Genomic DNA, 23,870 nt, shown 5'->3' with positions numbered 1-23,870 from the left:
CGGGCTCCGGGCCGCAGTTCCCCACATCGACCGCGAAAAAGCAGGGGGAGCCGCGCAGCCATGCGCACAGGCCGTCATGTCACCATGCTCACCGAAGGCACCTATCCACTCGTCCACGGCGGGGTCAGCACCTGGTGCGACCAGCTCGTCAAGGGCATGCCCGAGGTCGACTTCCACATCGTCTCGCTCTCCGGCAGCGGCCGCGAACCCGTGACCTGGGAGCTGCCGCCCAACGTCCGCCGCCACACCTCCGTACCGACCTGGGGCCCGCGCCCCGGCCGCGACCGGCCCCCGTACGGCAGGGACCTGCGCCGTTTCGTGGACGCCTACGAACGCTTCCTGCTCTCCTTCCTCGACCCCGAGGCGCCCTGCGGCTTCGGTGAGAACCTCTACGAGCTCGCCGGACTCGCCCGCGCCGGACGGCTGTCGGCGGCCCTGCGCACCGAGACCGCGCTGCGCTCCCTGATGTGGATATGGACGATGCCGCACCTCCCCACCGCGGCCGCCGCGCCGACCGTGCACGACGCGCTCACCGCCACCGACCTGCTGGAACACGCCCTTCGCCCGCTCGGCGTCCGGATCGCCGAGCCCGCGGACCGCGCGGAGGGCACCGTCGCGCACGCCGTCAGCAACGGCCTCGCCACCCTCCCCGCGCTCACCGCCCACCACTTCGACGGCGTGCCGTTCCTCCTCACCGAACACGGCATCTATCTGCGCGAGCGCTATCTCGGCAGCCGCCGGGAGGCACGGCGCTGGCCGGTGAAGGCCTTCATGCTCGGCTTCCACCGCGCCCTCAACACCCTCGCCTACCGCACCGCGGACCTGATCACCCCCTGCAACCGCTACAACCGCCGCTGGGAGGAGCGCGGCGGCGCCGACCCGGAGAGGATCCGCACGGTCTACAACGGCGTCGACCCGCACGCCTTCCCGCACGCAGGCCCCGAGCCCGAGGTCCCGACCCTGACCTGGTGCGGCCGCGTCGACCCCATCAAGGACCTCGAGACCCTCCTGCGCGCCTACGCCCTGGTCCGCGCCGAACTCCCCGACACCCGGCTGCGGTTGTTCGGTCCGGTGCCCCCCGGCTGCGAGGACTACCTCACCCGCCTGGAGAAGCTCGCCGCCGAACTGGGCGTCACCGACGGACTCACCTTCGAGGGCCGCGTCACCGAGGTCTGGCGCGCCTACGCCGCAGGCCACGTCGTGGTGCTGTCGTCGATCTCCGAGGGCTTCCCGTTCTCCGTCATCGAGGCCATGTCCTGCGGCCGTACGACCGTGTCGACCGACGTCGGGGGAGTGCGCGAGGCGGTCGGCGACACCGGTCTCCTCGTCCCGCCCCGCGAGCCGGAGAAGATGGCCGCGGCCGCCCTGGCCCTCCTCACCGACGACGAACGACGCCTGAGACTCGGGGAGTTGGCCCGTCAACGGGTCATCGACCGCTTCACGCTCCGCCGCTCGGTCGACAACTTCCGCACCATCTACCAGGAACTCGCCGGCCTGCCCGAGGTCTACGAGCCCACCCTGGAGACGGTCGCCGACTGGACGAAGGAGCTGCGCGACCCGTGGTACCGGGCCGTGGCGACGGACGGGACCGACTGGTGAGCAACGACACGACCGAGCTGCCCGCCGTTCCCCGCCGGCGCACGACGACGCCCTCCTGGGCCGGCCCCGACCCCGTCGACCGACTCGCGGACCGGTTCGAGGAGTTCGTGGCCGCCGCCGTCCATCCGGACGAGATAGCCGCCCTGCTGGAGTCCGACGGCCTCTCCGACGACCAGATCCGCGAACGCTACGGCGTACGGAACTCCTTCGTGCTCGCCGAGGAGCTCTACGCCCGCGTACCGCGCCGCCACCCGGAACCCGACGGCCCCCTCGACGACCCCTGGCAGGTGGGCCTGCGGGCCTGTCTGCTGCGCGGCCTGGTCTTCGCCCTGCCCGGCTTCGCCTATGTGCTCGGCGCACCCCTGCTGACCGGCTCGCCGGGCGCCCTGGGGCTCCCCGCGGGCACGGTCCCGCTGCTGGCCGGCGCGCTGTTCGGCTGGACCTGGAACCAGGGGCTGTCGCATCGGGCGTACGCCTGGCTCGGTTCGGGCGACCGCCAGGCCGCCCGCCGCTGTCTCCTCGTGGGAGCACCGGTGGGCGCCCTGCTCGGCGCGCTCACGGCCCTGGCCGTGGCCGGCCCCGCCGACGGCACCGCCGTGGCCTTCGCCGCGGGCCAGGCCTGCTACCTCGGCGCCTCCACCACCCTGCTGGTCCTGGGCCGCGAACGCGCCCTGCCGGCCGCCCTGGCGCCGATGACGGCGGGCGCGCTGGTGGCGATGGTCCGCCCGCTCCCGGAGACGGCGGGCCTGATCCTGCTGCTGGGCTCACTGGCCGCGGTGATGCTGCTCGGGCTGTGGGAAGTGGCGCCCGCGGCAAGGAAGTCGGGCACACCCTCCGGCCCCGGCGGACCCTCGCCGGCCGCCTCCCTCCCGTACGCCCTGTTCGGCCTCGGCACCGGCGCCCTCGTCCTGTACGCGGCTCTCGGCGACGTCCTGGCGGGGGAGGAGCACAGCGCGTTGGCCGCGCCCGCCGCCGTGGCGCTCACCCTCAGCATGGGGCCGGCCGAACGGCTGCTGTACCGCTTCCGCAGCGGCAGCCTGACGGGCCTGCGCTCCACCGGCACCCCGGGCGCCTTCCAGCGGGCGACGACCCGTACCGGCGTGGAGTGCCTGGCCGCCTATCTGCTGGTCCTGCTGGCCCTGGGCCTGGCCGTCACCGCCCTGTGGCCGGACGCCCCCGCCCTGACCGCCGTACGCCTCGCGGACCTGCTCCTGCTGGGCGCGGTCCTGTGGACCGGGCTGCTGCTGCAGTCGTTCGGCGCGGTCCTCGGCACGGCCGCCGTCTGCTGCGCGGCCGCCCTCGCCCAGACCCTCGCGCTGCTCACCCACGTGGGAGACCCGCACACGGTGGCCCTTACGGTGTACGCAACGGCGGCCGCCGTCCAGGCGCTGCTGGTCCGCACACTCCTGGGAAGGGCGACAGCCCACCGATGAACACGCGATCCCTCCTCGCGGCCGCGTCCCTGCTCCTGCTGCTCACCGGCTGCACGACGGCCACGGACGACACACCGGAGTCCGGCGGGACCGAGACCGGCGAGCGCTGGCGGCCCCGCCCCGGCACCGACTGGCAGTGGCAGCTCAGCGGCAGACTGGACACCTCGGTGGACGTCCCGGTGTACGACGTCGACGGCTTCGACCAGACCGCCGAGACGGTCGCCGGCCTGCACCGGGACGGTCGCAAGGTCATCTGCTACCTCTCCACCGGCGCCTGGGAGGACTGGCGCCCGGACGCCGACGATTTCCCCGAGTCGGTGATCGGCGAGGGCAACGGCTGGGAGGGCGAGCAGTGGCTCGACATCCGCCGGACCGACGTACTCGAACCCCTGATGGCGGCACGCATCGACATGTGCAGGAAGAAGGGCTTCGACGCGGTCGAGCCGGACAACATGGACGGCTACAAGAACAGGACGGGCTTCCCGCTCAAGGCCGCCGACCAGCTCCGCTACAACCGTCTGATCGCCCGCCTCGCCCACGACCGGGGCATGTCGGTCGGCCTGAAGAACGACCTCGACCAGATCCCCGAACTCGTCGACGACTTCGACTTCGCGGTCAACGAGCAGTGCGCCCAGTACGACGAGTGCGCGGACACGACCCCCTTCATCGAGGCCGGCAAGGCCGTCTTCCACGTCGAGTACGAACTGCCCACCAGCCGCTTCTGCGCCGAGTCCAGGCGTCTGAAGCTGAGTTCCCTGCTGAAGAAGTACGAACTGGGCGCCTGGCGCAAGGCCTGTTAGCCGCCGAGCGTCAGCGCCACCAGCGCGGTCGTCGCCGCCGTCTCCGCCAGTCCGCCGAACACGTCCCCGGTGACCCCGCCGAAGCGCCGTGTGCAGTGGCGCAGGAGGAGTTCGGCGGCGGCGAGCGCGAGGACGATCGCGGCGGCCGTACGGACCGACCCGTACGCGCCGAAGAGTCCGCCCCCGGCGGCCGAGGCGATGGTGAAGGAGACGGCCACGGCCAGCGCGCCCGGCACCGGCACCACCCCGGCCACCGCCGCCCCCAGCCCCTCCGGCCGCGCGGCCGGAACCCCGGCGCGCGCGGCCAGCGTGAGCGCCAGCCGGGCCGCGACGGCCGAGATGACGGCGGCCGCCGCGCCCCGCGCCCAGGAGGCGCCGTAGAGCTGCGCCAGCGCCGCCACCTGGGCCAGCAGCGCGAACACGAGCGTGAGCACACCGAACGGTCCGATGTCCGACTGCTTCATGATCCGCAGCGCGTCCTCGGCCGGCTTGCCGCTGCCCAGGCCGTCCGCGGTGTCGGCCAGCCCGTCGAGGTGCAGACCACGCGTGAGGACGGCGGGTACGGCGGCGGAGGCGACGGCGGCGAGCAGCGGGCCCGCGCCCAGGAAGAGCAGCAGCAGACCCAGCCCTGCCGCACAGCCGCCCACGGCCAGCCCGACGACCGGGGCGTTCAGCATCCCGCCCCGGGCGGCCTCCCGGTCCCAGCGGTGCACCCTGACGGGGAGCACGGTGAGGGTGCCGAAGGCGAAGCGGAGACCGTCCAGCGGTGAAAGCGCCGATGTTGTGGACACGTCGGCAGACTAGCCCGGACGCCGCTCCCGCCGGGCAGCCCGTCCCGGTCCCCCCGAGACTGGGGACATGGGCCACTGGCTGCAGCGCAACATCGTCGAACCGGGGAAACTCCCCCTGCTCCTCGCCCTGACCGCGTTCGTGCTCACCTTCGTGATCACCCGGGTCGTCACACGTCTCATCCGGGCCGGCAAGGGGCCCTTCGGCAACATCAGTTCCGGCGGGGTGCACATCCACCACGTGGTCCCCGGGGTCGTCCTGACCGTGGCGGGCGGCTTCGGCGCGGTGGCGAGCGGCGCGCACGGCTTCGGCGCGGCCGCCTTCGCGGTGATCTTCGGCATCGGTACGGGACTCGTCCTCGACGAGTTCGCGCTGATCCTGCACCTCGACGACGTGTACTGGACCGAGGCGGGGCGCAAGAGCGTGGAGGCCGTCGTGCTGACGGCCGCTCTCGTCGGGCTGCTGCTGGTGGGGGCCACGCCGTTCGGGGTCAACGACATGAGCGACGACGAGCTCCAGGACCGGGGGACCGTCGTCTCGACCGTCGCGGTCAACTTCCTCTTCTCGCTGGCCGTCCTGTTCAAGGGCAAGGTCAAGACGGCCGTCTTCAGTGTGTTCATCCCGTTCGTCGGGCTGATCGGCCTGGTCCGGCTGGCCCGGCCCGATTCGCTGTGGGCCCGCCGCTTCTACCGGCGGCGGCCGCGGGCCCGGGCGAGGGCTCTGCTGCGGGCTTACCGGCACGACCGTCGGTGGGCCCGGCCCCGGAGGGTGCTCGGGGACTGGCTGGGGGGCAAGACGACGGCGGAACTCGAGCGGGGTGCCTGAGCCGCCTCGCCGCGCACAGCAGACCCACCGCCGCGATCGCCGCGAGGTGCTCCTTGCCGGCCAGGTTGTTCTTCAGCAGGACCTCCACGATCATCGCGAGGATCACGACGGCCACCGTCGCATACGCCCGATACCGCCACCCCAGGTACACCGCCAGGCCCACCACCGCCGCCGACGGGCCGGTGTCGACCACCACGGCGTCGGAGGCGGGGAGCCAGCCGCGGGTGATGCCGACCCGTGCGCAGAGGGTGCCGGCGAGGGTGGCGGCGTAGGCGATCACCAGGGTGCGCCACCGGCCCAGGCAGATCTCCGCGATCCCGAACACGAACAGGATCTGCGCGAGCGCGCCCCACACCGGCAGGTCCAGGGCGGGAACGAACAGGGACAGAGGGGTGCGCAGGAGGGCGGGCCAGAGAGGGTCGGCCGCCCGTACCGCCCCGAGGTCCTGGACCGGCCGGTAGCCCCAGGACTGGTTCTGGACGAGGTGTGTGACGGACGTCAGACACACCGCCGCGAGGGTCATCGGGGCCGCCCGCCACCGACGCTCCACCACCGGCCCGCGTACGGCCTCGAACAGCGGCCCCCCTTCGGTGCGGGCCCAGTGTGCGGTGCGGTTCATCGGTGGGTCTCCAGAGGTGTGCGGTGCAGCCACTGCGGCAGCTCCAGGAAGCCCTCGGCCCGCGCCGACGCCAGGCCGATGCGCGGCAGGTCCGCGCTCTTCTCGAAGAGCAGGAACCTCGGCTCCCAGATGGGCCGGTACTTGGCGTTGGCGCGGTACAGCGACTCGATCTGCCACCAGCGGGAGAAGAAGCTGAGCAGTGACCGCCACAGCCGCAGCACCGGCCCGGCGCCCAGACGTGCGCCACGTTCGAAGACCGACCGGAACACGGCGAAGTTGAGCGAGACCTGGCTGATCCGGATCTCCTGGGCGCGCCGGAGGAGTTCGATCACCATGAACTCCATCAGCCCGTTGTCGGAGTCCCGGTCGCGGCGCATCAGGTCGAGGGAGAGACCGTGCGGGCCCCAGGGCACGAAGGAGAGCAGGGCCCGCAGCTCACCGCGGGCGTCGGTGCACTCCAGCATCACGCAGCGCCCGTCCTCCGGGTCCCCGAGCCGCCCCAGCGCCATGCTGAACCCGCGCTCGGTGGCGCCGTCGCGCCAGTCGTCGGCACGGCGGACCAGGCGGGCCATCTCGTCGGCCGGGATGTCCTCGTGGCGCCGTACGCGGACCCGGTAACCGGCCCGGCGGACCCGGTTGCACGCCTGCCGGACGGTCCGCATGGCCCGCCCCTCCAGGGTGAACTCGGCGACCTCCACGATCGCCTCGTCGCCGAGTTCGAGGGCGTCCAGCCCGTGGCGTGCGTAGACCGTGCCGGCCTCCTCGCTCGCGCCCATCACCGCCGGGATCCAGCCGTGCGCCCGCGCCTCGGCGAGCCAGGGCTCGATCGCCCCCGGCCAGGCCTCCGGGTCCCCGAGCGGATCCCCGGAGGCCAGCGACACCCCGCCCACCACCCGGTAGGCGACCGCCGCCTTGCCGGTCGGCGACCAGCACACGCTCTTCTCCCGGCGCAGCGCGAAGTACCCGAGCGAGTCCCGCTCCCCGTGCCGGTCGAGGAGCTCCCGCAGCCGCTTCTCGTCCTCCGCGGTGAGCGGGTCCACCGCGCGCCGGGAGCGGAAGGCCGCGTACAGGACGGCGAGGACGAGGACCGTGCTCAGCGCGTTGACGGCGACGTCCACCCAGGTGGGGGTGGCGATGCCGGGGACGCGGTGGTCGTCCGCGGCGACGGAGACCAGCCGCAGGGTGCCGTAGCGCCAGCGTTCGAGGAAGGTGGAGGGGGCCGAGGCCCGGTTGGTGAGCGTCACCAGCAGCGCGGCCAGCAGCGAGGTGCCGAGCAGCCCGCCGAGGCCGACGAGGGCGGCGAGTCTCGGATTGGCGCGGTCGCCCTTGGCGTAGAACTCCCGCCGCCCCGCGAGCAGCGCGGTGACGAAGGCGGCGGTGAGGGCGAGCGAGACCCAGTTCTGCGGGTACCGGCGGATCTCCGGGAACGCCATGGCCGGCACGAACAGCCCCAGGAAGGCGCCGCTGAGGGCGAGGTTGAGGATCCACGCGGCCCGTTTGCGGCGCCGCATGGTGACGGCCAGGAACGCGGTGAACACCCCGGACGCGAACCCGGCCGTCAGCAGATACGGCGTGAAGAAGTCCTCCTGGTTGTGCCGCCGCACGTCCTGCCCCAGGGAAACCCACACCGCGCTGAGGAAGTTGACGAAGGCGACAGCACGCAGATACCAGACGGCGAAGGCGGCGGCGACCCGGGAACGTCCCATGATCGGTGATCATATGGGTGCACTTCACGGAAACCGCTCTTTTGGGTCGCCTGTCCCTTTTTGTCAGTGCCCCTAGGTGATGTCCTCGGTGTTCCCGGTCTCGTCGGCGTTCTCCGTGTCCTGCTCCGGCTTCTCGGGCGCGGTCTCCGGCTTCTCGGGAAGCTCCGCCGCCAGTGCCGCCGCGGCCTGCACCAGCGGCAGCGCGAGCAGTGCCCCCGCGCCCTCGCCGACCTTCACGCCCTGGTCGAGCAGCGGCTCCAGCGCCATCCGGTCCAGCGCCTTCGCCTGACCCGGCTCGCCGCTCTTGTGCCCGGCCAGCCACCAGTCCGGCGCCCGGAACGCGATCCGCTGCGCGACGAGCGCGCAGGCCGCCGTCACGACACCGTCGAGGACGACCGGCACCTTCCGTACGGCGCACTGCAGCAGAAAGCCCGTCATCGCGGCGAGATCGGCGCCGCCCACGGTCGCCAGCAGCTGCAGCTGCTCCCCGAGCACCGGCCGGGCCCGCCGCAGCGCGTCGCGGATGGCGGCGCACTTGCGCATCCACGCCAGGTCGTCGATGCCCTCGCCGCCCCGTCCGGTCACCACCGAGGCGTCGGTCCCGCACAGCGCGGCCACCAGCACCCCGGCGGCCGTCGTCCCGCCGACGCTCACATCGCCGAGGACGACCAGATCCGTTCCGGAGTCGGCCTCCTCGTCGGCCACCGCGACCCCGGCCCGGAAGGCGGCCTCGGCCTCCTCCACGGTCAGCGCGTCCTCGATGTCGATACGGCCGCTGCCGCGCCGCACCCGGTGCCGTACGACGTCCTCCGGGAACACGTCGGGCTCGCAGTCCAGCGCCATGTCGACCACCCGTACGGGGACCTCGAGCCGACGGGCGAGCACGGAGACCGGGCGGGCGCCCTCCAGGATCTCCCGCACCAACTCCGCGGCACCGCCCGCCGGCCGGACCGAGACATCGAGCTCGGCGACGCCGTGATCGCCGGCGAACAGCACCACCCGCGGCCGTACGACCGGCCGCACGGGCACCGAACCCTGCGCCGCCGCCAGCCACTCACCCAGGTCGTCCAGGCGCCCCAGCGATCCGGGGGGCACGATCTGACGTTCCCGGCGGGCCTCCGCGTCGCGGCGCACGCCGCCGTCGGGGCGCTCGATCAGATCGGTGAAGTCGTCGAGATTAAGCGAGCTCATTCGCCGAACAGTACCGGCACCGGCCGGGCGGTTCGGCGCCACATCGTCACCACACCCGCACGACGTCTTTGCACCCAAGATCGGCATCCCATACGTTCCGCTTTGCTGCGGAATGTCGTAGCTCCTGTCCGTCTGCCCACCGGAGCCGCTCATGTCCTCCAGGCCCAGGACCGGGCCCAGGCCGGTCCACGATCCGCGCCGTGACGACTGCCCCTGGTGCGGCTCGAAACGCCTGCGCACCCGACTGCGCGCACCCGATCTGCGGCACCGCAGACCGGGCACGTTCGTGGTCGAGGAGTGCCGGGACTGCGCCCACGCCTTCCAGAACCCGCGGCTGACCCCCGAGGGACTCGCGCTGTACGACGGCCGCGGCGACGAACGGTTCAGCCGCAGACACCTGAGGGCGACGGCCCGCGCGATGCTGCCCTTCCCGGAGCCGGAGAGCTGGCTGGACGTCGGCACGGGGCACGCGGCCTTCCCGGCCACGGCGAAGGGCCTGTTCACCTACACGGCCTTCGACGGTGTGGACCCGACCCCCAGGGTGCGGCGGGCAAGAGCGGCCGGCCGACTGGACGAAGCCCATGTGGGCCACCTGACGACCCCGGACGTCCTCTCCCGCCTCCGCGGCCGCTACGACGTCGTCAGCATGCTCCACCACCTCGAACACACCCCCGACCCGAAGGAGGAACTCGCGGCGGCCCTGACGGCCCTGCGCCCCGGTGGCCACCTCCTCCTCGAACTCGCCGACCCCACCAGCGCGTCCGCCACCCTCCTGGGCAAGTGGTGGCCCTCCCACGACCAGCCCCGCCACCTCCACCTGATCCCCCTGACCAACCTCCGCACGGAACTGGAGTCGAGGGGCTGCCACATCGTCGTGACGGACCGCAGGACGCCCCACACACCTCACGACCTCGGGAGGGCCGTCTCCCTCTACGTGAACAGAACCCGCCTGCACAGAGCGGCGGGACCCCTGTCGGCCCTGGCGACAACCCTGGACCACGCCTTGGCTCCGGTCCTGCGCCGCACCCGCTTCTCCAACGCGTACCGGGTCATCGCACGCAAAGTGCCGTAGCCGCGGGCGGTCGTGCCTTCCCCAGTGCCCTGAGGGACTGGGGCCCAGGCCCGCCCGCCCGCCGCCAGTTCACAGTCCCCGCCTCACCCCCGCAGCACCACCGCCTGCCCCGCCACCACCAGCACAACCTCCTCACACTCACCCGCCACAGCAGCGTTCAACCGCCCCAGCTCATCCCGGTACCGCCGCCCCGACGCCGTCGCCGGCACAATCCCCGACCCCACCTCGTTCGACACCAGCACCACGGTCCGCCGAGCCCCCCGCACCGCCCCCGCCAACTCGGCCACCCGCCCCCGCAACGCCCGCTCTCCCCCGTCCGCCCACTCCGCGTCGTCCCACGCCCCCACGGAGTCCATCGCATCCGTCAGCCACAACGACAGACAGTCGATCAGCAGCGGCGGCGCCCCCTCCTCCGCCAGCAAGGGCACGAGGTCGCACGTCTCCGCCGTACGCCACGACCCAGGCCGCCGCTCCCGGTGCGCCGCCACCCGCGCCGCCCACTCGGTGTCCCCGCCCCGCGATCCCCCGGTGGCGACGTACAGCACGTCCGGGAACGACTCCAGCCGCCGCTCCGCCTCCACCGACTTCCCCGACCGCGCCCCGCCCAGCACCAGCGTTCTGCGCGGTACGTCCGGCACGTCCTCGTACACCCCCACCACCAGCGTCGACCCGTCCGGCACCGCCCGCGCCCCCGCCGCCGCCAGCCGCCGCGTCAACTCTGCGCCAGGCGGTACGTCATGGTCCAGATGAACGGCGACGACATCCGTCGTCGGCCCCACCGACCCCACCGCCCGCAGCTTCGCCAGCGCGTCCGGCCGCCCCACGACATCCGTGAAGACCAAGTCGTAGCGCTCGGCGTACGCCGACCCCTCCTCCAGACCGGCCGGCGCACCCCCCGGCGGCAGATACAGCAGCCGCTGCCCCGCCGGACCGGTCACCGCGTACCCGGTGCCCGGCGCGTCCATCGCCACCGCCCGCACCCGATGCCCCGTCAGCAGCGCCAGCTCCCGCCCGTCCGGCACCCGCCCGGGCTGCGGCACCCCGGCCGGCACCTCCACCGGCGGCCCGTCGTGCGGATGCGACAGCAGCACCTGCCGTACGCCGCCCAGTGAGTGCCCCACCCGCGCCGCCGCGAACGCCGCACCCGGTGTCAGATCGAGCAGCAGCGCCCCGTCCACGAGCAACGCGGTCGCCGCACGCGCGTGCGCGCCCAGCGAGATCGCGCACACCGCGCAGGGGCAGTCGGGGCGGGGCAGTCCCGCGGGGGCACCGGTACCGAGCAGAGTCACTTCCACAAAGCTGATTTTCGCGTGTCTGACCTGCTCTTGCGCATCCGGCTAGGCTGCTCGGCAGGAGCCGGACCAAGATCCGGCTTCTGCTCTGCACGTGTTCATATCAGGGAGGCGTACATGGCGGCATGGACGTGGCGGTTCGAGAAGGCCGACGGGACGGAGGTCCAGCCCGCGGTGGAGCCGGAGGAGTTCACCACCCAGGGCGACGCCGAGTCCTGGATCGGGGAAGTGTGGAAGGACCTGCTCGAAGGCGGCGCGGACCAGGTGCGGCTCTTCGAGGACTCCACCGAGATCTACGGCCCCATGAGCCTGCACGCGAACGAGGCGTAGCCGCGTAGCCGTACGAGGGGGTCGCCGCCGCGCCGGGGCGACCCCCGTCTCACTGCTCACCCCATGTCACCTCCGCCTTCTTCCCGTCCCCGACGCGCGTGAAGGTGACCGTCGTGCGCGTCCCGGCTTCTCCTCGGCCGGCGTCTGCAGATCCGCCGTCCCGGGGGGCCGTCGTCGCCCGTGGCACGGCCCGGGTGGTCGTGGCCCTCGTCGTCGGGGACGAACCGGTCCCGGAACACCCGGCGAGCGGCGCGACGGAGCCCGCAAGCGCGGCGAGTCCCAGGACCCGGGTACGGGAAGCGTCCATGCCCCCGAGTCTCTCCTCGGGGTGAAGATCCGGCCTGCCCGGCTCACCCGAACGAGCGGATACCGCGGCTATCCGCGGACCCCGCACAGATGCAGCAGTGCCGCCACACTCCGATACGGATCGGTCCGCCCCGCCCGCTCCTCGACGGCCAGCAGCGCCTCGGTCCTCTCGGGATCCTCGGGCGCAGCCGTCCCGTCCGCCGCCGTGTCGGTGAAGACCCGCACCCCGTACCAGGTCTGCAGCGGCGCCCCGATCCCGGCCAGCGTGTCGGTCAGGGTGGCCAGCCGGTCCGCGCGCACGTCCAGGCCCAGCCGGTTCCGGTACGCGACGGTGTCGAACGCGGCCAGCGCGCCCGCCCAGTCACCGCTCAGCCCCGGCCGCATGGCCAACGCGTCCGCGTTCCGCACGAGCAGCGACAGCAGCCCGCCCGGGGCCAGCATCCGCGCGAGCCCGGCCAGCAGGGCGTCCGGCTCCTCGACGTACATCAGCACGCCGTGGCACAGCACCACGTCGAAGCTGCCGGGCAGGAAGTGCACGCCCGTGTCCCGGCCGTCGCCCTCGATGATCCGCATCCGCTCCCGGATGCCCTCCGGCTCCCGGGACAGCGCCTCGCGGGCCGCGGCGCACATGGTCGCGTCCTGCTCGAGCCCGGTCACCTGGTGGCCGAGCCGGGCGAGCCGCAGCGCCTGTGTGCCCTGGCCCATCCCGACGTCGAGCACCCGCAGCCGCTGCCCGATCGGATACCGCCCCGCGATCTGCTCGTCGAGCTGCCGGGCCACCAGCTCCTGCCGTACGACATCACGCAGCCCACCCAGCCCGCTCAGCCAGGCCTGGGCCGCCCCCCCGGAGAAAGACGTCGTGCTCAGGGCCGCTCTCCGCGCTTGACCTGCGGCTTGGGCAGCCGGAGCCGACGCATCTGCAGGGAGCGCATGAGCGCGTAGGCGACCGCGCCACGGCGGCTCTGGTCGGGGAAGCGCTCCGTGAGCCGCTTGCGCAGCCGGAAAGCTGTCAGGACCGAGTCGAGCACGATCAGCACGATCACGACCAGCCACAGCAGCAGCGCGATGGTCTGCAGCGAGGCGACCCGCACGATGCTCAGGGCCAGGATGACCACGGCCATCGGCAGGAAGAACTCCGCCACGTTGAACCGCGAGTCGATGAAGTCGCGCGCGTACTTGCGGACCGGACCCTTGTCGCGGGCCGGCAGGTACCGCTCGTCACCCCCCGCCAGCGCCTGGCGCTGACGCTCCAGCTGGCTGCGGCGCTCGTCGCGCTGTCGCTTGGCCGCCTCCTTGCGGTTCGTCGGCGTGTTGGCGACGCTGCGGCGCTGGGACTGGGCCTCATTGCGCTTGGGAGTCGGCCGGCCCTTGGGGGCCTGCGGGTCACGGGGCTGCTTGGAGTCGGTCACCACGGCCTTGTCGGCGGGGGCCTTCTCTTCCTTGGCACGGCTACGGAACACAAAACCCAAGGGTAAGCGCTCAGGGGCATGGACCCCAGCCCGGCGGGGAACGATCCGGCAACACCAGTCGTCTGTAGTGAAGACGGACCGGGACGGATCGGGGAAAACCTCAGGAAGAGAGGACGTAGGGGTGAGCCACCGCTCACCCTGAAGGTCACCTACTCCTTACGCCGGAGCAAGGTCTCGGTCAGTCGTTCTTGGGGAGGAGCGCATCCGTCCCCGAACAGTGCGTCAATGGATGCAGGGCCCGTACTGTGGGTTCTGTCGCAGAGCTGGAGCTGGACGTCAGAAGGGGGCGCGCGAAGCCCATGAGCGGTGTCATGAAGCGTATGGGGATGATCTTCCGCGCGAAGGCGAACAAAGCCCTTGACCGGGCCGAGGACCCGCGCGAGACCCTCGATTACTCGTACCAGAAGCAGCTGGAGCTCCTGCAGAAGGTCCGCCGCGGCGTCGCCGACGTGGCCACCTCCCGCAAGCGTCTGGAGCTGCAGCTCAACCAGTTGCAGTCGCAGTCCTCGAAGCTGGAGGACCAGGGTCGCAAGGCGCTCGCGCTCGGCCGGGAGGACCTCGCCCGCGAGGCGCTCTCCCGCCGCGCCGCCCTCCAGCAGCAGGTCACCGACCTCGAGACGCAGCACGCGACGCTCCAGGGCGAGGAGGAGAAGCTCACCCTCGCCGCCCAGCGCCTCCAGGCCAAGGTCGACGCCTTCCGTACGAAGAAGGAGACCATCAAGGCCACCTACACCGCCGCCCAGGCCCAGACCCGCATCGGCGAGGCCTTCTCCGGAATCTCGGAGGAGATGGGCGACGTCGGCCTGGCCATCCAGCGTGCCGAGGACAAGACCGCCCAGCTCCAGGCACGGGCCGGCGCCCTCGACGAGCTGCTCGCCTCCGGAGCCCTCGACGACCCGACCGGACTGGCGAAGGACGACATCCAGAGCGAGCTGGACCGGCTCTCCGGTGGTACGGATGTAGAGCTGGAACTGCAGCGCATGAAGGCCGAGCTGGCCGGTGGCACGTCCTCCGGGCAGCAGGCCATCGAAGGCGGCGCGAACCAGTCGCAGTCCCAGCAGCAGCCGCAGGACACCCCGCGCTTCGACAAGCAGTAGGGCCCACGCCGAGGGAGGCGACATGATCGTACGGATCATGGGGGAGGGGCAGGTGAGGCTGGACGACGGCCACCTCACCGAACTGAACAAACTGGACGACGAACTCCTCGCGGAACTGGAGGGCGACGACGCGGACGGGTTCCGACGGACCCTCGGTGCCCTTCTGGACGCCGTCCGCCGCCTGGGCACCCCCCTCCCCGACGACTCCCTCGAACCGTCGGAACTGATCCTCCCGTCCCCGGACGCGACGCTGGAGGAGGTCCGGGAGATGCTGAGCGGCGACGGGCTGATCCCGGGGGGAGACCAGCCGGCCCGTCCGGCGTTCGAGGACGAGGCCCCTTAAGGGCCGAAGCGGGGTCTGGGGGCGGCAGGCCCGCTTACGGCAGGGAAAGCGACGGTAACGACAACAGTGACCCCCCTCGCCCAGACCCGGCGCCGGCTGAAAGCACATCCCCTCGCCCTCGACTCGGCCCTCGCCGCAGGCGTCCTCCTGTGCATGCTCGCCGGCTCCTTCGTGGACCCCCACAGCGGCCACACCGTCAGCTGGAGCATCCGCACCCCCGACCACCTCAGCCTGCTCCTGATGACCCTCGGCGCCATCGCCCTGATCTTCCGCCGCAGCGCCCCCATGGCGGTCCTCACCGTCACCAGCACCCTCTCGGTCGTCGAGTGCGTCACCGGCGACCCCCGCGCCCCCGTCGCGATGTCCGCCGTGGTCGCCCTCTTCACCGTCGCCGCCGCCACCGACCGCCCCACCACCCTGCGCGCCGGCCTGCTCACCATGACGGTCCTGACCGGCGCGGCGATGCTGGCGGGCCCGCTGCCCTGGTACGCCCAGGAGAACCTCGGCATCCTCGCCTGGACCGGCATAGGGGCCACCGCCGGGGACGCCGTGCGCAGCCGCAGAGCCGTCGTCCAGGCCATCCGCGACCGTGCCGAGCGGGCCGAGCGCACCCGGGAGGAGGAGGCCCGCCGCCGGGTCGCCGAGGAGCGCCTGCGTATCGCCCGTGACCTGCACGACGTGGTCGCGCACCACATCGCCCTGGTCAACGTCCAGGCCGGGGTCGCCGCGCACGTCATGGACAAGCGCCCCGACCAGGCCAAGGAGGCCCTCGCCCATGTCCGCGAGGCCAGCCGCTCCGCGCTCAACGAACTCCGCGCCACCGTCGGCCTGCTGCGCCAGTCCGGCGACCCGGAGGCCCCCACCGAACCCGCCCCCGGCCTGGACCGTCTCGACGAGCTGGCCGGCGCCTTCCGCAACGCGGGAATCCAGATCGAGGTCGCTCACTGCGACCAGGACACCACACTCCCCGCCGCCGTCGACCTGGCCGCCTACCGGGTCATCCAGGAGGCGCTCACCAATGTCCAAAAGCACGCCGGACCGGACGCGAAGGCCGAGGTCAGCGTCGTACGCGTGGGACCCAACATCGAGATAACGGTCCTCGACGACGGGCGCCCCGAACCCGAGGAGACCCCGGTGACGGGCGGCGGCCACGGCCTCCTCGGCATGCGCGAACGCGTCACCGCCCTGCGCGGCACCCTCACCACCGGTCCCCGCTACGGCGGCGGCTTCCGCGTGCATGCGATCCTGCCGGTCAAGACCCGAACCCGTACAGCTGAGGACCCCGCATGACCATCCGTGTCCTGCTCGCCGACGACCAGGCGCTGCTGCGCAGCGCGTTCCGGGTGCTCGTCGACTCCGAGGCCGACATGGAGGTGGTGGGGGAGGCCTCCGACGGAGCGGAGGCGGTCCGGCTGGCGAAGGAGGAGCGCGCCGACGTCGTGCTGATGGACATCCGGATGCCCGGCACGGACGGTCTCGCCGCGACCCGGATGATCAGCGCCGACCCGGACCTCGCGCGGGTCCGGGTGGTCATCCTGACGACCTTCGAGGTCGACGACTACGTGGTGCAGTCGCTGCGCGCGGGCGCCTCCGGCTTCCTCGGCAAGGGCAGCGAGCCGGAGGAGCTGCTGAGCGCGATCCGGATAGCGGCCGGCGGCGAGGCCCTGCTCTCCCCGGCCGCGACCAAGGGCCTGATCGCCCGCTTCCTGGCCCAGGGCGACGCACTGGGCGACGACCGCGACCCCGAACGGGCGCAGCGCCTCGACGCGCTCACCGTGCGCGAGCGCGAGGTCCTGGTGCAGGTCGCCGGCGGGCACTCCAACGACGAGATCGCCGAACGCCTGGACGTCAGCCCGCTGACCGTGAAGACGCACGTCAACCGGGCCATGGCGAAGCTGGGCGCGCGCGACCGGGCGCAGCTCGTGGTGATCGCCTACGAGTCCGGACTGGTACGTCCAAGGGTGGACTGAGCTCCACCGGCCGTACTGCGGCCGGAGTAGGAGCGGCATAAGGAAATCGACCTGGGGATTACGGATTGCCATCCCGGCGTGCCACAGGGTGAAGGGGCCACATCTGGCACCCGCTTCTGCCGCTCACAGAAGAGAGACCTTTCACTCATGTCCTGGCTGTCCCGATTCAGCCTCGCGCAACGGGCCCTCATAGGCCTGATGTCCCTCGTCGCGCTCGTCTTCGGCGCGATCGCCGTCCCGCAGCTCAAACAACAGCTGCTGCCCACCATCGAACTGCCGATGGTGTCCGTGCTCGCGCCCTACCAGGGCGCCTCCCCGGACGTCGTCGAGAAGCAGGTCATCGAGCCGATCGAGGACAACCTCGAGGGCGTCGACGGCATCACCGGCGTCACCTCCACCGCGAGCGAGGGCAACGCCGTCATCGTGGCGTCCTTCGACTACGGCAACGACACCAAGCAGCTGGTCGCCGACGTCCAGCAGGCCGTGAACCGGGCCCGCGTCCAGCTCCCGGACGCCGTGGACCCTCAGGTCGTCGCCGGTTCCACGGACGACATGCCGACCGTGGTCCTCGCGGTCACCTCCGCCAAGGACCAGCAGGCCCTCGCCGACCAGCTCGACACGACCGTGGTGCCTGCCCTGCGGGACATCGACGGCGTCGGCCAGGTCACCGTCACCGGTGTCCGCGACCTCCAGGTCACCGTCACCCCGGACGACACGAAGCTCACGAAGGCCGGTCTGACCACGCAGTCCCTCGCCCAGGCCCTGCAGGCGGGCGGCGCGACCGTCGCGGCCGGTGCCTTCGACGAGGCGGGCAGCAACCGCACCGTCCAGGTCGGCGGCGGCTACACGTCCGTACAGCAGATCGAGGATCTGCGGATCCCCGGCGTGGGCGGCAAGAAGCCGGTCCGTCTCGGTGACGTGGCCGCGGTGAAGCAGGAGGAGGCCCCGGCCGACTCCATCACCCGCACCGACGGCAACCCCAGCCTCGCCGTCATGGTCACCATGGACCACGACGGCAGCGCGGTCGCCATCTCCAACGCCGTCGAGGACAAGCTGCCCGACCTCCGTGAGGACCTCGGCTCCGGCGCGACGATCACCGTCGTCAGCGACCAGGGCCCGGCCGTGTCGAAGGCCATCGAGGGCCTGACGACGGAGGGCGCGCTCGGCCTGCTCTTCGCGGTCCTCGTGATCCTGGTCTTCCTGGCGTCCGTCCGCTCGACGCTCGTCACCGCGGTGAGCATCCCGCTCTCGGTGGTCCTGGCCCTGATCGTGCTGTGGACGCGGGACCTCTCCCTCAACATGCTCACGCTCGGCGCGCTGACCATCGCCATCGGCCGGGTCGTCGACGACTCGATCGTCGTCCTGGAGAACATCAAGCGCCACCTCGGCTACGGCGAGGAACGCCGGACGGCGATCATCACCGCCGTCCGGGAGGTGGCCGGCGCGGTCACCTCCTCCACCCTCACCACGGTCGCCGTGTTCCTGCCGGTCGGTCTGGTCGGCGGCATGGTCGGTGCCCTGTTCGGCGCCTTCAGCCTCACCGTCACGGCGGCCCTGCTGGCCTCCCTGCTGGTGTCGCTGACGGTCGTCCCGGTCCTGTCGTACTGGTTCCTGCGTGCCCCGAAGGGCACCCCCGAGGACGCCGAGGAAGCCCGCCGCGCGGCGGAGGAGAAGGAGGCGAAGAGCCGTCTGCAGCGCTTCTACGTCCCCGTCCTGCGGTTCGCGACCCGGCGACGGCTGACGAGCGTGGCCATCGCCGTCGTCGTCCTGCTCGGCACCTTCGGCATGGCGCCGCTCCTGAAGACGAACTTCTTCGACCAGGGCGAGCAGCAGGTCCTGACGGTCAAGCAGGAGCTGAAGCCCGGCACCAGCCTCGCGGCGACCGACGCCCAGGCCGAGAAGGTCGAGCGACTGCTCGCCGGAATCAAGGGCGTGAAGGACTACCAGGTCACCGTGGGCTCCTCCGGCTTCATGGCGGCCTTCGGCGGCGGCACGGACACCAACCAGGCCTCGTACCAGGTGATGCTGGAGGACTCCGCCTCGCACGAGGATGTCCAGGACCGGATCGAGGACGGACTGAAGCAGCTCGAGGGCATCGGCACGACCACCGTCGCCGCCGGTGACGGCTTCGGCAGCCAGGACCTGAGCGTCGTGGTGAAGGCGGCCGACGCGGGAGTGCTGCGTACGGCGTCCGAGCAGGTCCGCAGGACGGTGGCCGGTCTCGACGACGTCACCGACGTCACCAGCGACCTCTCGCGGAGCGTGCCGCGCATCTCGGTCAAGGCGAACACCAAGGCCGCCGCGGCCGGTTTCGACGACCAGAGCCTGGGCGCGGCGGTCGCGCAGGCCGTGCGGGGGACGACGGCGGCGAAGGCGATCCTCGACGACACCGAACGGGACGTCGTCATCCGGTCCGCGAAGCCGGCGCGGACCCTGGCCCAGCTGAAGAACCTCCGGCTGGGCCCGGTGAAGCTCGGTGACATCGCCACCGTCCGGCTGGTCGACAGCCCGGTGTCGACGACCCGCATCGACGGTCAGCGCGCGGCCACCGTCACCGCCCGCCCGACCGGCGACAACACGGGCGCGGTGGGTACCCAGCTCCAGTCGAAGATCAACGCCCTGAAGCTCCCGGCGGGCGCCACGGCCGAGATCGGCGGTGTCAGCCAGGACCAGGACGACGCCTTCGCCAACCTGGGCCTGGCGATGCTCGCGGCGATCGCCATCGTCTTCATGCTGCTCGTCGCGACCTTCCGTTCGCTCGCCCAGCCGCTGATCCTGCTGGTCTCCGTCCCGTTCGCGGCGACCGGCGCGATCGGCCTGCTCCTGGTCACCGGTACCCCGATGGGTGTTCCGGCGATGATCGGCATGCTGATGCTCATCGGCATCGTGGTGACCAACGCGATCGTCCTGATCGACCTCATCAACCAGTACCGCAAGCAGGGTTACGGCGTCGTCGAGGCCGTGGTCGAGGGCGGCCGACACCGGCTGCGCCCCATCCTCATGACCGCGCTCGCGACGATTTTCGCCCTGCTCCCGATGGCCCTGGGCGTCACCGGCGAGGGCGGCTTCATCGCCCAGCCGCTGGCGGTGGTCGTGATCGGCGGTCTGATCACCTCGACGCTGCTCACCCTGCTCCTCGTCCCGACGCTCTACGCGATGCTCGAACTGCGCAAGGAACGCCGGGCCAGGAAGCGGGCCATGAAGAGAAGGGCCGCGCAGCCCGAGAAGACGCCCGAACCGGCCGGCGTCTGAGGGCAGATCGGCGCGACGGACTCCGTGTCCGTCGCGCCGACGCTCTTCCCCGCGCGTCGGTTCCTTATGCTGTGCCCCGAACTGCTCTGCGGCGGAAGGGAATCGGGACGGTGCCGCTGCACAAGGACGACCCGAGGACGCTCGGCGGATACAAGATCCTCGACCGGCTCGGGGCCGGAGGCATGGGGGTCGTCTACCGCGCCCGCTCACGGTCGGGGCGCGAGGTCGCCCTCAAGGTGGTGCACGCGCAGTACGCCGAGGACGCCGTCTTCCGCGCCCGGTTCCGACAGGAGATCGAGGCCGTCCGCAAGGTGAGCGGCGCCTTCACCGCGCCGGTCGTGGACGCCGACCCGGATGTGGCGCGGCCCTGGATGGCGACCCAGTACGTGCCCGGACGCTCGCTCGCCGACCGGATCCGCGAGGGCGGCCCGATCCGGGGCGTCGAAGTGCGGCGGGTGGCGCTGGGGTTGGTGGAGGCGCTGCGGGACATCCACCGGGCGGGCGTCGTACACCGCGATCTGAAGCCGGCGAACGTCCTGATCGCCGAGGACGGCCCCCGCGTCATCGACTTCGGGATATCCAGGGCGGCCGAGAACCACAACACCCTCACCGAGACCGGCCAGATGATCGGCACTCCGCCCTTCATGTCGCCGGAGCAGTTCACCGACGCCCGCTCGGTCGGCCCCGCCTCCGACGTCTTCTCGCTCGGGGCGCTGCTTGCGTACTCCATCACCGGCCGGGGCCCCTTCGACGCCGACAGCCCGTATCTGACCGCCTATCGGGTGGTCCACAACCAGCCCGAGCTGGACGGGGTGGCACGCCCCCTGCGCGACGTCCTGGAGCGCTGCCTCGTCAAGGAGGCGAAGGACCGGCCCGGACTCGACGAACTGGCCCACGAGTTCGCGGTCGTCCTGCCCGAGCCCGCGGAGGACGAGTTGCCCACGATGACCCTGCGTGTGGGCGCACTGCGGTCCGGTGCGGAGACCGATCCGGGGATCGCCGTCGGCCGCACGACCGGCACCGGCACCGGCACCGGCTCCGGCACCGGCTCCGGCCGTCGCGGCCGTACGCGTCCGCTGTGGGCCGTGGTCGGCACGGTCTGCGCGCTCGCCCTGGGGCTGGCGGGCTACATGCGGTTCGGGCCGGGGTTCGCGGACGACACCTCGCGGGTGAGCCCCGCCCCGTCCACGGCGTCCGCCTCCTCCCGCTGGGCCGCCCTCCCGGCGGGCTGGAAGCCCTGGCAGTCGACGGTGTCCGAGCAGGCCGAGAAGGGGGTGAAGAAGGCGCCGGGCGCGGACGGCGATCAGTCGCCGCTCTGCGGGACCGACCAGGGCGCCGTCTACTGCGCCGGCAACGCGATCCTCCCGGAGCGGATCGACGGCAGCACCGGCAGGACGCTCTGGCGCGCCGACGTCGCGCCCTCCGGGACGCCGGCCGACCTGTATCTGTCGTCCATCGTCGGTGTCCATGACGGCGTGGTCCTCGCGCAGATGCTCGTCAACGACAAGGAGGGCTGGACGAAGGAGCAGTTCGTCGTCGCCCTCGACAGCGGGAGCGGCGAGAGGATCTGGTCCCGGAAGGTGAGCGTCGACAGCCCCGGGTCGGTCTACGCCGCCGGTGTCGCCCTGATGCAGGAGGGCGACGGACGGACGCTGACCGGCCGCTCGGCCGTCGACGGCAGACAGCGCTGGAAGAGGTCTCTTCCCGCCGGGTACATCTGCTCGCTCTTCGCCAAGGACGACCGGCCGTTCGTGGAGTGCGTCATCGACAAGGAGGACTCCGACGCCACCCGGTTCTTCGTCGTCGATCCCGCCGGGGGGTCCCTGCGACCCCTGAAGTCACCGGCGGCCAGCGGCAGCTTCGCCGGCGTCCTCAACGGCCGGCTGGTGTTCGTCGAGTCGAAGGAGTCGGCCCTCAGCGGCGACCTGTCGTACAGCCGTATCGTGCGGGTCGATCCCGCCGACGGGAAACGCCAGGTGACGGACTTGTCCGAGAACTACCAGGGGAGCGTCGTACTGACACACGGCACCCTCTACTTCACCACCTCCAGCGGCAAGGTGACCGCCGTCTCGCCCCGTACGGGCGTCCGGAAGTGGGAGGCCCGCACCACCCTGGAAACACCGGGCGACGTCACGGTGGACGACTCCGGGCGCACCGTGTACCTGGCCAGCGGCAGCGGGCGGGTGGCGGCCCTGGACGCGGCGAAGGGCACCGTGCTGTGGGAGTCCTCCGCCCGCGCCGAGGTCCTGGGCAGCGCGATCCCGTCCACCGTGCTGCTCAACGAGGGCGCCCTGGTCGTGGTGACCGCCGACGGCACGGTCTTCACCCTCGACCCGGCCCACCCCGACCGGACACCGGTCTCGGCGGGGTGAGTCCGGGCCGACGCGCATCGGCTACGGCAGCGCCAGCATCCGCTCCAGTGCCAGCTTCGCGAACGCCTCGGTCTCCTTGTCGACCTCGATGCGGTTGACCAGCTTGCCCTCGGCGAGGGACTCCAGGGTCCAGACGAGGTGGGGGAGGTCGATACGGTTCATGGTCGAGCAGAAGCAGACCGTCTTGTCGAGGAAGACGATCTCCTTGCCCTCCGGTGCGAAACGGTTCGCCAGCCGGCGCACGAGATTGAGCTCGGTGCCGATGGCCCACTTGGAGCCGGCCGGGGCCGCCTCCAGCGCCTTGATGATGTACTCGGTCGAGCCGACGTAGTCCGCCGCGGCCACCACCTCGTGCCTGCACTCCGGGTGGACGAGCACGTTCACCCCGGGGATCCGGGCGCGCACGTCCTCGACCGACTCCAGGCTGAAGCGGCCGTGCACCGAGCAGTGGCCCCGCCACAGGATCATCTTCGCGTCGCGCAGCTGCTCGGCGGTCAGCCCGCCGTTCGGCTTGTGCGGGTTGTAGACGACGCAGTCCTCCAGGGACATGCCCATGTCCCGCACCGCTGTGTTCCGGCCCAGGTGCTGGTCGGGCAGGAACAGCACCTTCGTCGTGGCGGGCTCCCCCTGCTGGAAGGCCCACTCCAAGGCCCGCTGGGCGTTGGAGGAGGTGCAGATCGTGCCGCCGTGCTTGCCGGTGAACGCCTTGATGTCCGCGGACGAGTTCATGTACGAGACGGGCACGACCTGCTCGGCTATGCCGGCCTCGGTCAGCACGTCCCAGCACTCGGCGACCTGCTCGGCCGTCGCCATGTCGGCCATGGAGCAGCCGGCGGCGAGGTCGGGCAGGACCACCTTCTGGTCGTCCGACGTCAGGATGTCGGCGGACTCGGCCATGAAGTGCACGCCGCAGAACACGATGTACTCGGCCTCCGGGCGGGCGGCCGCGTCCCGGGCCAGCTTGAAGGAGTCGCCCGTGACGTCGGCGAACTGGATGACCTCGTCGCGCTGGTAGTGGTGGCCGAGCACGAAGACCTTGTCACCGAGCTTCTCCTTGGCCGCGCGGGCGCGCTCGACCAGGTCCGGGTCCGAGGGTGAGGGCAGATCGCCGGGGCACTCGACGCCCCGCTCGCTCCTCGGGTCGGCCTCACGGCCGAGCAGCAACAGGGCGAGCGGAGTCGGCTGTACGTCGAGCTCCGTGGTCTGGGCGGTGGTCACGACACGCACCCTTTCTACTTTTCGTCGAACTGACGCTATCTATCATAGCTTGCTTCGTGTCACTTTGACGATGGTCATCGCGTCGATGTGACATGAATCCCGGTGAGGCGTTTTCCGCTCGCAACGGCATGTGCGAGCATGAGAAGGGAACGAAAAAGACAAGAGCTGGGCCCGGAATGAATCCGGG

Annotated in this window: 19 protein-coding genes and 1 pseudogene; 12 read left to right on the top strand and 8 right to left on the bottom strand. The window is 71.9% G+C overall.

The features are described 5' to 3' along the window. The first annotated feature begins 60 nt into the window (after positions 1 to 60). Genes pelF through ACIBVL_RS02255 form a run of 3 tightly spaced genes read left to right on the top strand, consistent with a single transcriptional unit; the run spans position 61 to position 3,832 of the window. Positions 61 to 1,599 carry a GT4 family glycosyltransferase PelF gene (gene pelF / locus ACIBVL_RS02265; protein ID WP_399090370.1) on the top strand — a complete coding sequence of 513 codons (1,539 nt, stop codon included), beginning with the start codon at positions 61 to 63 and terminating at the stop codon, positions 1,597 to 1,599. Then, positions 1,596 to 3,032: a hypothetical protein gene (locus ACIBVL_RS02260; RefSeq protein ID WP_399090366.1), complete on the top strand. Its 1,437-nt coding sequence runs from the start codon at positions 1,596 to 1,598 to the stop codon at positions 3,030 to 3,032. The genes pelF and ACIBVL_RS02260 overlap by 4 nt, the downstream gene beginning before the upstream one ends. Continuing rightward, the gene (locus ACIBVL_RS02255; RefSeq protein WP_399090364.1) at positions 3,029 to 3,832 is read left to right on the top strand and encodes an endo alpha-1,4 polygalactosaminidase; all 804 of its coding nucleotides are present in this window, start codon (positions 3,029 to 3,031) and stop codon (positions 3,830 to 3,832) included. The genes ACIBVL_RS02260 and ACIBVL_RS02255 overlap by 4 nt, the downstream gene beginning before the upstream one ends. Here ACIBVL_RS02255 and ACIBVL_RS02250 read toward each other — a convergent pair. Further along, positions 3,829 to 4,623, bottom strand: a complete 795-nt coding sequence (locus tag ACIBVL_RS02250) for an adenosylcobinamide-GDP ribazoletransferase (protein ID WP_399090361.1) — start codon at positions 4,621 to 4,623, stop codon at positions 3,829 to 3,831. The genes ACIBVL_RS02255 and ACIBVL_RS02250 overlap by 4 nt on opposite strands. 67 nt (positions 4,624 to 4,690) lie before the next feature. On the opposite strand from ACIBVL_RS02250, the gene ACIBVL_RS02245 reads away from it, so the two are divergent. Continuing rightward, a complete protein-coding gene (locus ACIBVL_RS02245; RefSeq protein WP_399090358.1) occupies positions 4,691 to 5,446 on the top strand; it encodes a hypothetical protein in 756 nt (251 codons plus the stop codon). Here the strand turns inward: ACIBVL_RS02245 and ACIBVL_RS02240 are convergent. The 3 genes and pseudogenes from ACIBVL_RS02240 to cobT all read right to left on the bottom strand — a co-directional run. Continuing rightward, positions 5,430 to 6,065, bottom strand: a pseudogene (locus tag ACIBVL_RS02240) (hypothetical protein); the annotation flags it as partial. The gene ACIBVL_RS02245 and the pseudogene ACIBVL_RS02240 overlap by 17 nt on opposite strands. After that, complete coding sequence (locus ACIBVL_RS02235; RefSeq protein ID WP_399090355.1) at positions 6,062 to 7,771, bottom strand: phosphatidylglycerol lysyltransferase domain-containing protein; 1,710 nt, start codon at positions 7,769 to 7,771, stop codon at positions 6,062 to 6,064. The pseudogene ACIBVL_RS02240 and the gene ACIBVL_RS02235, both read right to left, overlap by 4 nt. 72 nt (positions 7,772 to 7,843) lie before the next feature. Continuing rightward, positions 7,844 to 8,962 (bottom strand): nicotinate-nucleotide--dimethylbenzimidazole phosphoribosyltransferase, encoded by a 1,119-nt coding sequence (cobT, locus tag ACIBVL_RS02230; RefSeq protein ID WP_399090352.1) that lies wholly within the window; start codon positions 8,960 to 8,962, stop codon positions 7,844 to 7,846. Between the two features lie 151 nt (positions 8,963 to 9,113). On the opposite strand from cobT, the gene ACIBVL_RS02225 reads away from it, so the two are divergent. Beyond that, on the top strand, positions 9,114 to 10,034 hold the full coding sequence (locus ACIBVL_RS02225) for a class I SAM-dependent methyltransferase (RefSeq protein ID WP_399090349.1): 921 nt from the start codon (positions 9,114 to 9,116) through the stop codon (positions 10,032 to 10,034). An 83-nt stretch (positions 10,035 to 10,117) separates the two neighbouring features. Here ACIBVL_RS02225 and ACIBVL_RS02220 read toward each other — a convergent pair whose 3' ends face one another. After that, a complete protein-coding gene (locus tag ACIBVL_RS02220; protein ID WP_399090345.1) occupies positions 10,118 to 11,329 on the bottom strand; it encodes a bifunctional adenosylcobinamide kinase/adenosylcobinamide-phosphate guanylyltransferase in 1,212 nt (403 codons plus the stop codon). Between the two features lie 114 nt (positions 11,330 to 11,443). On the opposite strand from ACIBVL_RS02220, the gene ACIBVL_RS02215 reads away from it, so the two are divergent. After that, positions 11,444 to 11,656 carry a hypothetical protein gene (locus ACIBVL_RS02215; RefSeq protein ID WP_307162898.1) on the top strand — a complete coding sequence of 71 codons (213 nt, stop codon included), beginning with the start codon at positions 11,444 to 11,446 and terminating at the stop codon, positions 11,654 to 11,656. 375 nt (positions 11,657 to 12,031) lie between these two features. Here ACIBVL_RS02215 and ACIBVL_RS02210 read toward each other — a convergent pair whose 3' ends face one another. Continuing rightward, entirely contained in the window at positions 12,032 to 12,742 is a 711-nt protein-coding gene (locus ACIBVL_RS02210; protein WP_399090341.1) for a class I SAM-dependent methyltransferase, read from the bottom strand. Positions 12,743 to 12,825: 83 nt separating this feature from the next. Next, complete coding sequence (locus tag ACIBVL_RS02205) at positions 12,826 to 13,422, bottom strand: DUF3043 domain-containing protein (RefSeq protein ID WP_399090338.1); 597 nt, start codon at positions 13,420 to 13,422, stop codon at positions 12,826 to 12,828. Positions 13,423 to 13,751: 329 nt separating this feature from the next. On the opposite strand from ACIBVL_RS02205, the gene ACIBVL_RS02200 reads away from it, so the two are divergent. From ACIBVL_RS02200 to ACIBVL_RS02175, 6 genes are all read left to right on the top strand, one after another. After that, positions 13,752 to 14,528 carry a PspA/IM30 family protein gene (locus ACIBVL_RS02200; protein WP_399091988.1) on the top strand — a complete coding sequence of 259 codons (777 nt, stop codon included), beginning with the start codon at positions 13,752 to 13,754 and terminating at the stop codon, positions 14,526 to 14,528. Between the two features lie 22 nt (positions 14,529 to 14,550). Beyond that, positions 14,551 to 14,871 (top strand): hypothetical protein, encoded by a 321-nt coding sequence (locus ACIBVL_RS02195; RefSeq protein WP_399090335.1) that lies wholly within the window; start codon positions 14,551 to 14,553, stop codon positions 14,869 to 14,871. 66 nt (positions 14,872 to 14,937) lie between these two features. Beyond that, positions 14,938 to 16,161 (top strand): sensor histidine kinase, encoded by a 1,224-nt coding sequence (locus tag ACIBVL_RS02190; protein ID WP_399090332.1) that lies wholly within the window; start codon positions 14,938 to 14,940, stop codon positions 16,159 to 16,161. Then, positions 16,158 to 16,841: a response regulator gene (locus tag ACIBVL_RS02185; protein ID WP_399090329.1), complete on the top strand. Its 684-nt coding sequence runs from the start codon at positions 16,158 to 16,160 to the stop codon at positions 16,839 to 16,841. The genes ACIBVL_RS02190 and ACIBVL_RS02185 overlap by 4 nt, the downstream gene beginning before the upstream one ends. Positions 16,842 to 16,988: 147 nt before the next feature. Then, positions 16,989 to 20,093, top strand: a complete 3,105-nt coding sequence (locus ACIBVL_RS02180; protein WP_399090326.1) for an efflux RND transporter permease subunit — start codon at positions 16,989 to 16,991, stop codon at positions 20,091 to 20,093. Positions 20,094 to 20,203: 110 nt separating this feature from the next. Beyond that, entirely contained in the window at positions 20,204 to 22,465 is a 2,262-nt protein-coding gene (locus tag ACIBVL_RS02175) for a PQQ-binding-like beta-propeller repeat protein (protein WP_399090323.1), read from the top strand. A gap of 21 nt (positions 22,466 to 22,486) precedes the next feature. Here the strand turns inward: ACIBVL_RS02175 and nadA are convergent, their stop codons facing one another. Then, positions 22,487 to 23,683: a quinolinate synthase NadA gene (gene nadA, locus ACIBVL_RS02170; RefSeq protein ID WP_399090320.1), complete on the bottom strand. Its 1,197-nt coding sequence runs from the start codon at positions 23,681 to 23,683 to the stop codon at positions 22,487 to 22,489. Positions 23,684 to 23,870 lie beyond the last annotated feature (187 nt).

The sequence above is a fragment of the Streptomyces sp. NPDC049687 genome (assembly GCF_044465285.1).
Lineage (GTDB): Bacteria > Actinomycetota > Actinomycetes > Streptomycetales > Streptomycetaceae > Streptomyces.
The sequence above is the reverse complement of the archived record's forward strand: the minus strand, read 5'-3'. Positions and strand labels throughout refer to the sequence as shown.

Coding starts and splice junctions, on each gene's coding strand:
- pelF (WP_399090370.1), top strand. CDS start 61: ATGCGCACAGGCCGTCATGTCACCATGCTCACCGAAGGCACCTATCCA.
- ACIBVL_RS02255 (WP_399090364.1), top strand. CDS start 3,029: ATGAACACGCGATCCCTCCTCGCGGCCGCGTCCCTGCTCCTGCTGCTC.
- ACIBVL_RS02245 (WP_399090358.1), top strand. CDS start 4,691: ATGGGCCACTGGCTGCAGCGCAACATCGTCGAACCGGGGAAACTCCCC.
- ACIBVL_RS02235 (WP_399090355.1), bottom strand. CDS start 7,771: ATGGGACGTTCCCGGGTCGCCGCCGCCTTCGCCGTCTGGTATCTGCGT.
- cobT (WP_399090352.1), bottom strand. CDS start 8,962: ATGAGCTCGCTTAATCTCGACGACTTCACCGATCTGATCGAGCGCCCC.
- ACIBVL_RS02225 (WP_399090349.1), top strand. CDS start 9,114: ATGTCCTCCAGGCCCAGGACCGGGCCCAGGCCGGTCCACGATCCGCGC.
- ACIBVL_RS02215 (WP_307162898.1), top strand. CDS start 11,444: ATGGCGGCATGGACGTGGCGGTTCGAGAAGGCCGACGGGACGGAGGTC.
- ACIBVL_RS02200 (WP_399091988.1), top strand. CDS start 13,752: ATGGGGATGATCTTCCGCGCGAAGGCGAACAAAGCCCTTGACCGGGCC.
- ACIBVL_RS02195 (WP_399090335.1), top strand. CDS start 14,551: ATGATCGTACGGATCATGGGGGAGGGGCAGGTGAGGCTGGACGACGGC.
- ACIBVL_RS02185 (WP_399090329.1), top strand. CDS start 16,158: ATGACCATCCGTGTCCTGCTCGCCGACGACCAGGCGCTGCTGCGCAGC.
- ACIBVL_RS02180 (WP_399090326.1), top strand. CDS start 16,989: ATGTCCTGGCTGTCCCGATTCAGCCTCGCGCAACGGGCCCTCATAGGC.